Origin of the sequence: Cupriavidus necator (assembly GCF_040578825.1) — a bacterium.
Classification (GTDB): Bacteria; Pseudomonadota; Gammaproteobacteria; order Burkholderiales; family Burkholderiaceae; genus Cupriavidus; species Cupriavidus necator_E.
Genome location: NZ_JBEFLI010000084.1, coordinates 1 through 12,118, shown reverse-complemented (window position 1 = coordinate 12,118; position 12,118 = coordinate 1). Strand labels below are relative to the sequence as shown.

The following is a 12,118-nucleotide window of genomic DNA, read 5'->3' as shown; positions in this document are numbered from 1 at the left end:
GTTCTCAGGGGCACTGCGGATCATTGGGGAAGTAGCGGCCCGAACTTCGTCAGGCCTTGATCTTGAAGCCATCGGCGTAGGCCTTCGGGTCCTTGGCGTCCCAGACCACGCCATCGATCAGCTTGGCGCTGCGCAGGTCGCTCTTGGGCAGCGGCACCTGCGCCGCGGTGGCGGCCTGCTTGAAGACGTCGATGCGGTTCACCTGCTTTGCCACGCCGAGATAGTCCGGATGCTCCTTCAGCAGGCCCCAGCGCTTGTGCTGCGTCAGGAACCACATGCCGTCGGACAGGTACGGATAGTTGGCGCTGCCGTCCTGGTAGAACTTCATCGCGTCGGGGTCGTCCCAGGTCTTGCCCAGGCCGTTGTTGTAGCGGCCCAGCATGCGGTCCAGGATGATGTCCATGTCGGTGTTGACATAGGACTTGGCGGCGATGGTCTCGGCGGTCTTGCGGCGGTTGGAGGCCGACGCGTCAATGAACTTCGATGCCTCCAGCACCGCGGCCACCATCGCGCGCGCAGTGTTGGGGTACTTCTGCACGAATTCGGCAGTGGTGCCGAGCGTCTTCTCCGGGTGGTTCTTCCAGATTGCCTGCGTGGTCTCGGCGGTGAAGCCGATCTTGTCGGCGATCGCGCGCGCGCCCCAGGGCTCGCCCACGCAGAAGCCGTCCATATTGCCGACGCGCATATTGGCCACCATCTGCGGCGGCGGCACGGTGATGGCCTTGGCGTCCTGCATCGGGTTGATGCCGTGGGCCGCCAGCCAGTAGTAGAGCCACATCGCATGGGTGCCGGTGGGGAAGGTCTGCGCGAAGGTGTAGTCGCGCTTTTCCTTCATCATCAGCGCCTTCAGGCTGGCGCCGTCCTTGACGCCTTTTTCCGCCAGCTTGGACGACAGCGTGATGGCCTGGCCGTTATTGTTCAGGTTCATCAGCACCGCCATATCCTTCTTCGGGCCGCCGATGCCGAGCTGCACGCCGTAGATCAGGCCGTACAGCACGTGCGCGGCGTCGAGCTCGCCATTGACCAGCTTGTCGCGCACGCCGGCCCACGACGCTTCCTTGGTCGGCGTGATCTTGATGCCGTACTTCTTGTCGAGCCCGAGCGTGGCGGCCATCACCACTGACGCGCAATCGGTCAGCGGAATAAAGCCGATGCGCACGTCGGTCTTCTCCGGTGCGTCGGAGCCCGCTGCCCATGCGCCCGCACGCACCAGCGGATCGACCAGCGTCATCACGCTGGCGCCGGCAATGGTGGCGAGCGCCCGGCGGCGCCCACGGCTGGCCGGCACTGCGTCAGCGGCAGCGTCGGAAACGTGCACGGCAGCGTGCAGCGGCTTGGCAAACCTGAGGCGAGAGGGCATTGCATGGCTCCAAAAAAGAAAAAAGCGTCCCCTTCCGCAGCCGGCTTCGCCAGAAGACCGGTGCATCGCAGGGACGCCGTTGTCCGTGGCGTGGCACGGCCCGCGTTGGCCGTGTCCGCCTGAATTGTCGATCGGCCGCCGTTGGCCGATACCTGGATAACGCAAGGCGTATGCCAGCTCTGTGCGGCGCAGCATTTGCGGGCAAATGTCGCCCATCAGGATGCGGCGACGATTCGATTTGGTGAGAAATGTCCGGACTCGGTGCGCGCGGTCTCGGATGCGTCGCAAGGAGGGGGGCGAACGGAAGGAGCCAGGAGGGAGGGGAGAAGTGCGGCACCGCTGCAGCGGCGCCAGCATTGTGCAATGCACCGGCCCCGTGCGGCCGATGCACGATGGGATGGCATTTAGCCCATCACATCGAGCACGCGCTGGGCCGCGTCCACCAGCTTCAGGCCGCGCTCCATCGCCATGCTGCGCAGGCGCTTGTAGGCCTCTTCCTCGCTGATACCGCGCGCCTGCATCAGCAGGCCCTTGGCGCGCTCGACCACCTTGCGCTCGGCCAGCTTGAGCTTGGTGGCGTCGAGTTCGGCGCGCAGTTGCTGGTCGAGCTCGAAGCGCGCGTAGGCGACGTCGAGCACGGTCTTGACGCGTTCGGCGCGCAGGCCGTCGACGATATAGGCGGTGATGCCCGCCGTCAGCGCGGCCTTGATGCGCTGGCTGTCGTCGTTGTCGGTGAACAGCACGATGGGCCGCGGCGCGTGCTGGGTCGAGACGCAGACGTGCTCGATGGTGTCGCGCGCGGCGGACTCTGACGCGATGATCAGCATGTCGGGCTGCGTGGCGGTGATCACGTCAGGCAGGCGCAGGTCGGCATCGACGATCTGGATCTCGGTGAAGCCGGCGCTGACCAGGCCGCTGCGGATCGTCTCCACATTCAGCGGGTTGGCATCGAGCGGATCGCGCACAAGGAGGATGCGCAGCACCCGGCCTCCGGTGGCGGATGGGGCATGCGTCGGGGGCGATGGGGGCGGATGGCGTCGGGTCATGGCTTGGCTCTGTTGCAGTGCGCCATGCAAGATTCGCGCCGGGTGGCGGCGGTCAGGCTGCGCCAGGTCGGTGCAGTGCGTCTGCGCGGGGCCCTCGCTTCATTGTATGCCGCCGTACGCAGCCAACTTCGGCGGTGTATCCTGTTGCCCTGCCGCGCCGGGCGCGTCTGCTGGCGACGCCGCAGGGCTGCACCCTGCCTCCCGCGCCGTGGCACTGATCAGAATAAATCTGGAGAGATGCATGACCGAATTCGTGTTCGCCCCGCCGGCCCCCGTTGGCGTGCCGGTGCGTGGCAGCAACGCTAGCTTCCCGGTCCGGCGCGTGTACTGCGTCGGCCGCAACTACGCAGCGCACGCCCGCGAAATGGGCTCGGACCCCGACCGCGAACCGCCGTTCTTCTTCTGCAAGCCGGCCGACGCGGTCAGCTACGTCGCCGACGGCACCGAGGGCACCTTCCCGTACCCGCCGGGCACCGGCAACTGCCACTATGAGGTGGAGATGGTAGTCGCCATCGGCAAGGGCGGCCGCGATATCCCGGTGGAAAAGGCCGCCGAGCATGTGTTCGGCTATGCCGTGGGCCTGGACATGACCCGCCGCGACCTGCAGAACGAATCGAAGAAGACCGGCCGCCCCTGGGAGACCGGCAAGGCCTTCGACCAGTCCGCGCCGATCGGCCCGATCGTGCCGGTTTCGGCCATCGGCCATCCGGAGAAGGGCGAGGTGACGCTGTCGGTCAACGGTGTCGAAAAGCAGCGTGGCGACCTGTCGGACCTGATCTGGTCGGTGCCGGAGATGGTGTCGTACCTGTCGAAGCTCTTTGCGCTGCAGCCGGGCGACCTGATCTACAGCGGCACGCCCGAGGGCGTGGGCCCCGTGGTCAAGGGCGATGTCATGCAGTGCCACGTCGGCGGCGTGGGCGATCTCACCATCAAGGTAGTCTGATCCGATGCTCAAGCTTTACAGTTACTTCCGCAGCTCGGCCTCGTTCCGCGTGCGCATCGCGCTGGAGCTCAAGGGCCTGCCATATGAATACGTGCCAGTGCACCTGCTGAAAGAAGGCGGCCAGCAGCTCAAGCCCGAGTTCCGTGCGGTCAACCCGGATGGCCTGGTGCCGGCGCTGGTCGACGACGAGCACGTGCTGCAGCAATCGCTGGCGATCGTCGAATACCTGGACGAAGTCCATCCCGAGCCGAAGCTGCTGCCAGGCACGGCGCTGGACCGCGCCTACGTGCGCGGCCTGGCCCAGGAAATCGCGTGCGAGATCCATCCGCTCAACAACCTGCGCGTGCTGAAGTACCTGAAGCACACGGTGGGCGCGAGCGACGAGGTCAAGGACGCGTGGTATCGCCACTGGATCGAGCTGGGGTTCGAATCGCTGCAGGCCAACCTGGAGCGTGGCGGCAAGACCGGGCGCTTCTGCTTTGGCGATACGCCGACGCTGGCCGATATCTGCCTGGTGCCGCAGGTGTTCAATGCGCAGCGCTTCAATATCGACGTGAGCCGCTACCCGGCGATCGCGAAGATCTATGAGGCGTGCATGGAGCAGAAGGCGTTCCGGAAGGCGGAGCCGAAGTCGCAGCCCGATGCGGAGTAGGCGTTGGCTTGCAGGACTGCAGCGCTAGCAGCAAGCCCCCCTCTCCCGCTTGCGGGAGAGGGCGAACACCTTGCTTAGGCAAGCGCGGGCGGCTTGGGAGCACCCAAAGACATCGGCTCCGCTTTGTGTTGCCACTTCACCCCAGGAGCGCCTCGGCAAACTCATCCGCCCTGAACGGCTGCAAGTCTTCCACCTTCTCACCCACGCCAATGAAATAAACCGGCACCGGCCGCTGGCGCGCGATCGCCGCCAGGATGCCGCCTTTGGCGGTGCCGTCGAGCTTGGTGACGATCAGCCCGGTCAGCCCCAGCGCATCATCGAACGCGCGGGTTTGCTGCAGGGCGTTCTGGCCGGTATTGGCGTCGATCACCAGCAGCACTTCGTGCGGTGCGCTCGGCATGGCCTTGCTGATCACGCGCTTGACCTTCTTCAGCTCTTCCATCAGGTGCAGCTGCGTCGGCAGGCGGCCGGCGGTATCGGCCATCACGATGTCGATGCCGCGCGCCTTGGCCGCGTTGACCGCGTCAAAGATCACCGCTGCCGGGTCGCCGCTTTCCTGTGCCACCACGGTGACGTTGTTGCGCTCGCCCCAGATCGTCAACTGCTCGCGCGCGGCGGCGCGGAAGGTGTCGCCGGCGGCCAGCAGCACCTTCTGGTCGTAGCGCTGGAAGTGCTTGCACAGCTTGCCGATGCTGGTGGTCTTGCCGGCGCCGTTGACGCCCGCGATCATCATCACCAGCGGCTGTTCGCGGCCCAGCGCCATGGTTTTTTCCAGCGGGCGCAGCAGGTCGGTCAGCAGCGCGCGCAACGCGGCCTTGACGCCTTCGGCCGATTCGATGCGCTCGGACTTGACGCGCTTGCGCAGCTCGGCCAGCAGGTACTCGGTGGCCTCGACGCCGGCATCGGCCATCAGCAGCGCGGTTTCAAGCTCTTCGAACAAGTCCTCGTCGACCTTGACGCCGACGAACAGCGTGCCGATGTTGCGGCTGGTCTTGGACAGGCCGGTGCGCAGCCGCTGCATCCAGCCTTGCCTGGCCTCGGCGGTGGGGGCGGGCGCGGGGATCAGTTCCAGCGCCTCGGCCGCAGCCGGCGGCGCGGTGAAGGCCACGGGCGCAGCGGGCGGCGCAGGCACCTGTCCGGGGACCGGGGTCGGCACCGGAACCGGGACCGGCGTCGGCGCCGGGATGGGCGCAGGGGCGGGAGTCGGAGTGGGGACGGGCGCAGGTGCGGCTACCTGAGCAGGTGGCGGCGCCAGCGCCTCAGCGGGGGCCGGAGCCTCGACGGGCTCGGGCGCCGGCTCGGCCTTGCGCTTCTTCCAGAAACTAAACATTGGGGAATGGAGTCAATACCGGGTCCGATACCGCTGGCGGCAGCCAATGCCGGCAGGCGACCGGTTAATAATCAAGGGCTTACGCAGGCGTCGCGGTGGCCGGGGAGAAAGCGTTGTGGTCCCGGCCGGCGATTGCGTATAGTTCGCTACATGGCAGATCCGTGGGCGCAGGCATGCACACATGGATCGATCGGCAAAATTCTAGCAGACGGGGTCGCATGAACACTTGCGCTGTCCTGACCGCCACGGGCGCACAAGGCGCCCGGGCACGCACCAAAAGGCGCTTCCTGCGCCTCTCACACCCGCCCACCGTACCACGAATCACATCACTTTCCGCCATCGCCGCGCATCACGCGCGGCGTGTCGTTCCCACGCTGCTGCTGGCCCTGCTGCCGTGGTCGCTGCCGGCCGGCGCGCAGGGCGTGGTGGCATCGCCGATGCCCTCCGCGCAGACCGCTCCGGCTGGCGCCACCGCGCAGGGCACGACCGAATACCGGCTCTCCAACGGCCTGCGGCTGATCGTCAAGGAAGACCACCGCGCGCCCACGGTGGCGCACCAGGTCTGGTACCGCGTCGGCGGCATCGATGAGGTGAGCGGCACCACCGGCGTGGCGCATATGCTCGAGCATATGATGTTCAAGGGTACGCCCAAGGTCGGCGTGGGCGAGTTCTCCAGGCAGGTGGCGGCATTGGGCGGGCGCGAGAACGCCATGACCAACCGCGACTTCACCATGTACTACCAGCAGATCGGCAAGCAATACCTGCCGAGGATGATGGAGCTGGAGGCTGACCGCATGGCCAACCTCATCATCAGGAAGGACGAGTTCGAGCGCGAGATGAAGGTGGTGATGGAAGAACGCCGCCTGCGCACCGACGACTCCGCGCGCGGCACCGTCTACGAGCAGTTGCTGGCCACCGTCTACACCGCCGCGGCGTATCGCCATCCCGTGATCGGCTGGATGGACGACCTGGTCAATATGCGCGTGGACGACGTCAAGGACTGGTACCGCCATTGGTACGTGCCGAACAACGCGCTGGTGATCGTCACCGGCGACGTCAAGGCGGAGGAAGTGCGCGCACTGGCCGAGCGCTATTACGGCAAGATCAAGCCGCGCACGCTGCCGCTGCGCAAGGACCAGGAAGAGCCGGCGCAGAAGGGCATCAAGCGCATCTGGGTCAAGGCGCCGGCCGAGAACCAGTACATGGTGATGGCCTACAAGGTGCCGCGGCTGCGCGATGTCGAGAACGATGTCGATCCCTATGCGCTGGAGGTGCTGGCGGCCGTGCTCAACGGCTACGACAACGCGCGCCTGACGCGCGAACTGGTGCGCGAGCAGCGCCTGGCCGACGACGTCAACGTCGGCTACGACAGCGTCAACCGCGGCGAGTCGCTGTTCGTGCTCGACGGCACGCCCTCAACTGGCCACAACACTGACGAGATCGAGCGCGCGCTGCGTGCCGAGATCCAGCGCATCGCGAAGGAAGGCGTGTCGCCGGAGGAACTGAAGCGCGTCAAGGCGCAGGTGGTGGCGGGACAGATCTACAAGCGCGACTCGGTGTTCGGGCAGGGCATGGAGATCGGGGTTTCCGAAATCTCTGATATCTCCTGGCGCCACATCGACCGCATGCTCGACAAGATCAAGGCCGTCACGCCGGCGCAGGTGCAGGCCGTCGCCGCCAAGTATTTCAACGACGACAACCTGACCGTGGCCACGCTGGTGCCGCAGCCGATCGACCCGAACAAGCCCAAGTCCCAGGCCCCGTCGGGCCTGCGCCACTGAGGAAAGGCGATGTCTTACTTCGTCACCGCATTTGCTTCCGTGCACGCGCCGCAGCGCGCGCTGCGCAAACTGGCCGGCGCCGCGCTTGGCGCCGCCGTGCTGCTGGCCGCGCAACTGGCGCAGGCCGCGATCCCGATCGAGCACTGGACCGCATCGACCGGCGCGAAGGTGTTCTTCGTGCATAGCCCGTCGATCCCCATGCTCGATATCAATATCGACTTCGACGCCGGCAGCCGCTATGACCCGCCGGGCAAGTCCGGCCTGGCGACGCTGGCCGCAGCGCTGCTCGACAAGGGCGCCGCCGCGCAGGATGGCCAGCCGGGGCGCGACGAGGCCCAGATCGCCGACGCCTTTGCCGATACCGGTGCCGCGTTCGGCGGCGCTGCCAGCGGTGACCGCGGCGGCATCGGCCTGCGCACGCTGACCGCGCAGCCCGAGCTGGAGCAGTCGGTCGCGCTGGCCGCCCAGTTGATCAAGGCGCCGACCTACCCTGACGCCGTGGTTGGCCGCGAGAAGCAGCGCCTGATCACCGCCATCCGCGAAGCCGATACCAAGCCCGGCGTGATCGCCGACAAGGCGCTGGCCAAGGCCATGTACCCCGACCACCCCTATGGCGTGGCGGCGACGCCGGCCAGCGTGGAGTCGATCAAACGCGACGATATCGTCAAGTTCTGGCGCGACAACTACGGCGCGCAGCGCGCGGTGGTGACGCTGATCGGCGCGGTCGACCGCAAGCAGGCCGAGGCCATCGCCGAGCAGCTCACGCGCGGGTTGCCCCAGGGCAGCGCGGCGCCGGCGTTGCCGCAGGTCAAGCTCAACATCGCCGCCAGCGAGCAGCGCGTTCCGCATCCCGCGCAGCAGGCCAGCGTAGCCCTCGGCCAGCCGTCGATCGCGCGCGGCGATCCTGACTATTTCGCGCTGCTGGTAGGGAACTACGTGCTGGGCGGCGGCGGCTTCAGCTCGCGCCTGACCGACGAGGTGCGCGAGAAGCGCGGCCTGACCTATGGCGTCGACAGCTACTTCGCGCCCTCCAAGCAGCCGGGGCCGTTCGGCATCAGCCTGCAGACCAAGAAGGCGCAGACCGACGAGGCCCTGGCGCTGGTGCGCCAGGTGCTGACGCGCTTTGTTGCGGAGGGTCCGACCGACAAAGAGCTGCGCGCGGCCAAGGACAACCTGATCAATGGGTTTCCGCTGCGCATCGATAACAACCGCAAGCTGCTGACCAATGTCGCCAATATCGGCTGGTACGGGTTGCCGCTGGATTACCTCGACACCTGGACCGCCCAGATCGGCAAGGTTACGCGCGAGCATGTCCGGGCAGCCTTCCAGCGCCACGTGCGGCCGGACGGCATGGCGACGGTGATCGTCGGCGGCCCGGTCTCCTCGCCGGCGACGGCGGCCAGGCAGTGACGCAAACACCCCACGCAACGGGTTTGTCGATGCGCAGGCGCACACGGATGCATGCGGCACAACGGCCCACAGGCTCTACAATCACGGGATGAATTCGCGTTCCCGATTGCCCTCGCCCGCCCTTGGCGGGCGACCTGATTCCACCGCCCTTGGCGGGCGACCCGATTCCACCGCCCCCGGCGGACGGCCCGAGTCCGCCAGCCTTGGCGGGCGCTCCGCCGCATCGCCGGCACCCCGTCCCGCACCCCGCCCAGCCCCGCGCCAGGCGCCGTCGCAGGTGCGCATCATTGGCGGACGCTGGAAGCGTACGCTGCTGCCCGTGCCCGACGCCCAGGGACTGCGGCCGACCCCCGACCGCGTACGCGAGACCCTGTTCAACTGGCTCGGCCAGGACCTGTCCGGCATGGAATGCCTGGACCTGTTCGCCGGCTCCGGCGCGCTCGGCTTCGAGGCCGCTTCGCGCGGCGCGGCCGCGGTCACGCTGGTGGAGTTCAACGCGCGGGTGGCCAGGCAGCTTCGCGACAACCAGTACCGGCTCGATGCCAGCCAGGTGCGCGTGGTGCAGGGCGATGCCTTTGCCGTCGCGGCCCAGATGCCCGATGCCAGCTTCGACGTGATTTTCCTGGACCCGCCCTTTGCCGAGGACTGGCTCGGCCCCGCGCTGGAGCATGCGGCACGGCTGTCGCGGCCCGGTGGCGCGGTCTATGTCGAGACCGACCATGCGCTGACCGGCGCCGATGCGCCGGTGCCGGCCTCGCTCGAGATCGTGCGGCATGCGCGCGCCGGCGCGGTGCATTTCCACCTGTTGCAGCATCGCAGCCCGGGCAACGGCGCGGCCGGATGACCCGGATGCCCTGAAGCAGGGCGGCCACTTACGTTGCAGTGCCGCAAAATGGAGCGCCCAGCGCCTTCCAAGTGGCGCATTTAGGGTTACACTACGCCGCTGTCACAACGCTCGCGACGCAGCCCCGCGCCGGTCCGGCCGGCGAACGAGGCGGCCCACCAGGGCCGGCAGCGGGCAGATCAAGGAGGAAGTATGGTCATCGCGGTCTATCCCGGCACCTTCGATCCAATGACCCGGGGACACGAGGATCTGGTCCGCCGGGCGTCGAATATCTTCGACGAACTGGTGGTAGGCGTGGCGCACAGCCCCAACAAGCGCCCGTTCTTTGGGCTCGACGAGCGCATCAGCATCGCGCGTGAAGTGCTCGGGCACTATCCCAACGTGCGGGTCGAAGGCTTTTCCGGCCTGCTCAAGGACTTTGTGCGCAAGAACAATGCGCGCGTGATCGTGCGCGGCCTGCGCGCGGTGTCCGACTTCGAGTACGAGTTCCAGATGGCGGGCATGAACCGCTACCTGTTGCCGGACGTGGAAACCATGTTCCTGACCCCGTCGGACCAGTACCAGTTCATCTCCGGCACGTTCGTGCGCGAGATCGCGGTGCTGGGCGGCGACGTCAGCAAGTTCGTGTTCCCGTCGGTGGAACGCTGGCTCCAAGAGAAAATCGGCAAACCGGAATAAAATACGGCTTCAGACACGTCAGACCGCGGCCAGTCGGGCGCGGGCGTGTCCGCAGGAAGGAAACACCATGGCGCTGATGATCACCGACGACTGCATCAACTGCGACGTTTGTGAACCGGAGTGCCCGAACGAAGCCATTTCGATGGGGCCCGAGATCTACGAAATCGACCCCAACAAGTGCACCGAGTGCGTCGGACACTTCGACGAGCCGCAATGCCAGCAGGTCTGCCCGGTGGCCTGCATTCCCAAGGACCCGAACCGGGTCGAGACGCAGGAAGTGCTGATGCAGCGTTACCGGCTGCTGACGGCAGCCAAGCACGCGGCCTGAGCGCGACCACCTGAGCGCCGCCCGCGCCTCATCACAGGCACAAAAAAGCCCCCGCCACCGCGAGGTGACGGGGGTTTAACTTTTCCCCTTTACTACAACTTACGGTACTGCCCGGTCACGCACCCACCGGCTTGCCGTCGGTACGGCGCACCACGATGGTGGACGAGCGCGCCGGCTTGGCGGCGTCCGGCCACTTGCCGGTGGGGTGCTGGATGTTGATGAAGCAGGTGGTCAGGTCCGGCGTGTAGGCGATGCCGGTGATCTCGCAACCGGTCGGGCCCACCAGGAAACGCTTGGACTGCCCCGTCGGCGAGATGTAGTACATGCTGTTGTTGCCGAACGTGGTGGTGTAGGTAGCGCTGGTACTGGAGTCGGTCTGCACCCACAGGCGGCCCTTCGGGTCCACGCGCAGGCCGTCCGGGCTCGAGAACGTGTCGCCGTTGATATTGCCCTTCAGGTTGGCCGTGGCCAGCGAGGGGTCGCCGGCCTGCAGCAGGATGCTCCAGGTGAACGTGGTGGCCAGCGGCGAATTGCCGGCTTCGTTCCACTTGACGATATGGCCGTGCAGGTTGTTCACGCGCGGGTTGGCGGCGTCGGTCTGCTGGCGGCCGCCGTTGTTGGTCAGCGTGCAGTAGAGCGTCTTGTCCGGTGCCGCCGTGATCCACTCGGGGCGGTCCATCAGCGTGCCGCCGGCCACGCGTGCGGCCGACTTGGTATTGATCAGCACGTCGGCCTGGGTGGTGAAGTCGACGGTGGTCGGCGCCGGCGAGACGGCCGACTGGGTCCAGTTGCCCGGATCCGAAGCGCCCACGGTCAGGCCGTTCTTGCCCTGCGACAGCTCGATCCACTGGCCGCTGCCGTCGGCGTTGAACTTGGCCACGTAGAGCGTGCCGGTGTCCAGGATGTTGGCGTTGGCGGCGCGGTTGTTGGGGTCGAACGCCTTGCTCGGCACGAACTTGTAGATGCAGCCCGGCGTGCCGTCGTCGCCCATGTAGAACGCGACGTTGTTGTTGGCGTCGGTCAGGAAGGCGACGTTCTCATGGTCGAAGCGGCCCATCGCGGTGCGCTTGGCCGGCGAGCCCAGCGTGCCGTACGGATCGACTTCCACCACCCAGCCGTAGCCGTTGTCGGCCTGGGTCGGGTCGATGTAGTTGTCGGTGCTTTCTTCGCAGGTCAGGTACGTGCCCCAGGGCGTATGGCCGCTGGAGCAGTTGTTGAGCATGCCGACGACCGTCGCGCCCACCACCGAAGCGGCAGGACCGCCCACGCGGTACAGCGTGTTGCCGGTGTAGCGCTTGTTGAAGATCGAGTCGCGCTTGACCTGCCACTTGCCGCTCGCGGCCAGTTCCACTTCGATCACCGAGATGCCGACGGCCGACAGCGCGATGCGCTTCTGCTCGGGCGTGGCCGTGGCGGCGCTGTACGCGGTCGGGAACAGGATGCTGTAGTCGGGCAGCTCGTGGTTGATGGCGAGCAGGCCGCCCTTCTGCGGATCGACGCCGGGCAGCTCGAAGAAATGCATGCCGTCGTGGTTGCCGCCGGCCTGGCGCTCGGTCTCGGCCGAGGACTGGAAGGCGCCGGCATAGCCGGTGGCGCCGGCTTCCACCGGATCGCCGGCGGAGAACAGCACGTCGACGCTGTAGCCGTTGGGCACGACCACCGCATCGGCGGTCGACTTGGCGACCGGCTCGAAGGTGACTTCGTAGCTCGGGGTGACCGGAGCAGGAGCGGGGGCCGGGGCGGGCG

General features: G+C 67.0%; 11 protein-coding genes. 7 read left to right on the top strand and 4 right to left on the bottom strand.

The genetic code is table 11. From position 1 onward, the window contains the following. Positions 1-49: 49 nt before the first annotated feature. A complete protein-coding gene (locus AB1I47_RS29040; protein WP_354687143.1) occupies positions 50-1,360 on the bottom strand; it encodes a CmpA/NrtA family ABC transporter substrate-binding protein in 1,311 nt (436 codons plus the stop codon). Positions 1,361-1,764: 404 nt separating this feature from the next. After that, positions 1,765-2,406, bottom strand: a complete 642-nt coding sequence (locus tag AB1I47_RS29035; RefSeq protein WP_354687142.1) for an ANTAR domain-containing response regulator — start codon at positions 2,404-2,406, stop codon at positions 1,765-1,767. Between the two features lie 241 nt (positions 2,407-2,647). Between AB1I47_RS29035 and AB1I47_RS29030 the strand changes: the two genes are divergently transcribed. Both AB1I47_RS29030 and maiA read left to right on the top strand, forming a co-directional pair. Next, a complete protein-coding gene (locus AB1I47_RS29030; RefSeq protein WP_354687141.1) occupies positions 2,648-3,349 on the top strand; it encodes a fumarylacetoacetate hydrolase family protein in 702 nt (233 codons plus the stop codon). A gap of 4 nt (positions 3,350-3,353) precedes the next feature. Next, positions 3,354-4,001, top strand: coding sequence for a maleylacetoacetate isomerase (maiA, locus tag AB1I47_RS29025; protein WP_354687140.1), 648 nt, complete (start codon positions 3,354-3,356; stop codon positions 3,999-4,001). 136 nt (positions 4,002-4,137) lie between these two features. On the opposite strand, the gene ftsY is transcribed toward maiA, so the two are convergent. After that, a complete protein-coding gene (gene ftsY / locus AB1I47_RS29020; RefSeq protein ID WP_354687139.1) occupies positions 4,138-5,331 on the bottom strand; it encodes a signal recognition particle-docking protein FtsY in 1,194 nt (397 codons plus the stop codon). Between the two features lie 218 nt (positions 5,332-5,549). Here ftsY and AB1I47_RS29015 point away from each other — a divergent pair, with 218 nt between their 5' ends. From AB1I47_RS29015 to AB1I47_RS28995, 5 genes are all read left to right on the top strand, one after another. Then, positions 5,550-7,112 (top strand): M16 family metallopeptidase, encoded by a 1,563-nt coding sequence (locus AB1I47_RS29015; RefSeq protein WP_354687138.1) that lies wholly within the window; start codon positions 5,550-5,552, stop codon positions 7,110-7,112. A 9-nt stretch (positions 7,113-7,121) separates the two neighbouring features. Beyond that, positions 7,122-8,522, top strand: coding sequence for a M16 family metallopeptidase (locus AB1I47_RS29010; RefSeq protein ID WP_354687137.1), 1,401 nt, complete (start codon positions 7,122-7,124; stop codon positions 8,520-8,522). Between the two features lie 277 nt (positions 8,523-8,799). Next, a complete protein-coding gene (gene rsmD, locus AB1I47_RS29005) occupies positions 8,800-9,366 on the top strand; it encodes a 16S rRNA (guanine(966)-N(2))-methyltransferase RsmD (protein ID WP_354687136.1) in 567 nt (188 codons plus the stop codon). 192 nt (positions 9,367-9,558) lie between these two features. Beyond that, positions 9,559-10,044 (top strand): pantetheine-phosphate adenylyltransferase, encoded by a 486-nt coding sequence (gene coaD, locus AB1I47_RS29000; RefSeq protein WP_354687135.1) that lies wholly within the window; start codon positions 9,559-9,561, stop codon positions 10,042-10,044. A gap of 67 nt (positions 10,045-10,111) precedes the next feature. Further along, positions 10,112-10,372: a YfhL family 4Fe-4S dicluster ferredoxin gene (locus AB1I47_RS28995; RefSeq protein ID WP_354687134.1), complete on the top strand. Its 261-nt coding sequence runs from the start codon at positions 10,112-10,114 to the stop codon at positions 10,370-10,372. Positions 10,373-10,487: 115 nt separating this feature from the next. Here the strand turns inward: AB1I47_RS28995 and AB1I47_RS28990 are convergent. Next, the coding region (locus tag AB1I47_RS28990; RefSeq protein WP_354687133.1) for a PhoX family protein at positions 10,488-12,118 on the bottom strand (1,631 nt) is incomplete at its 5' end.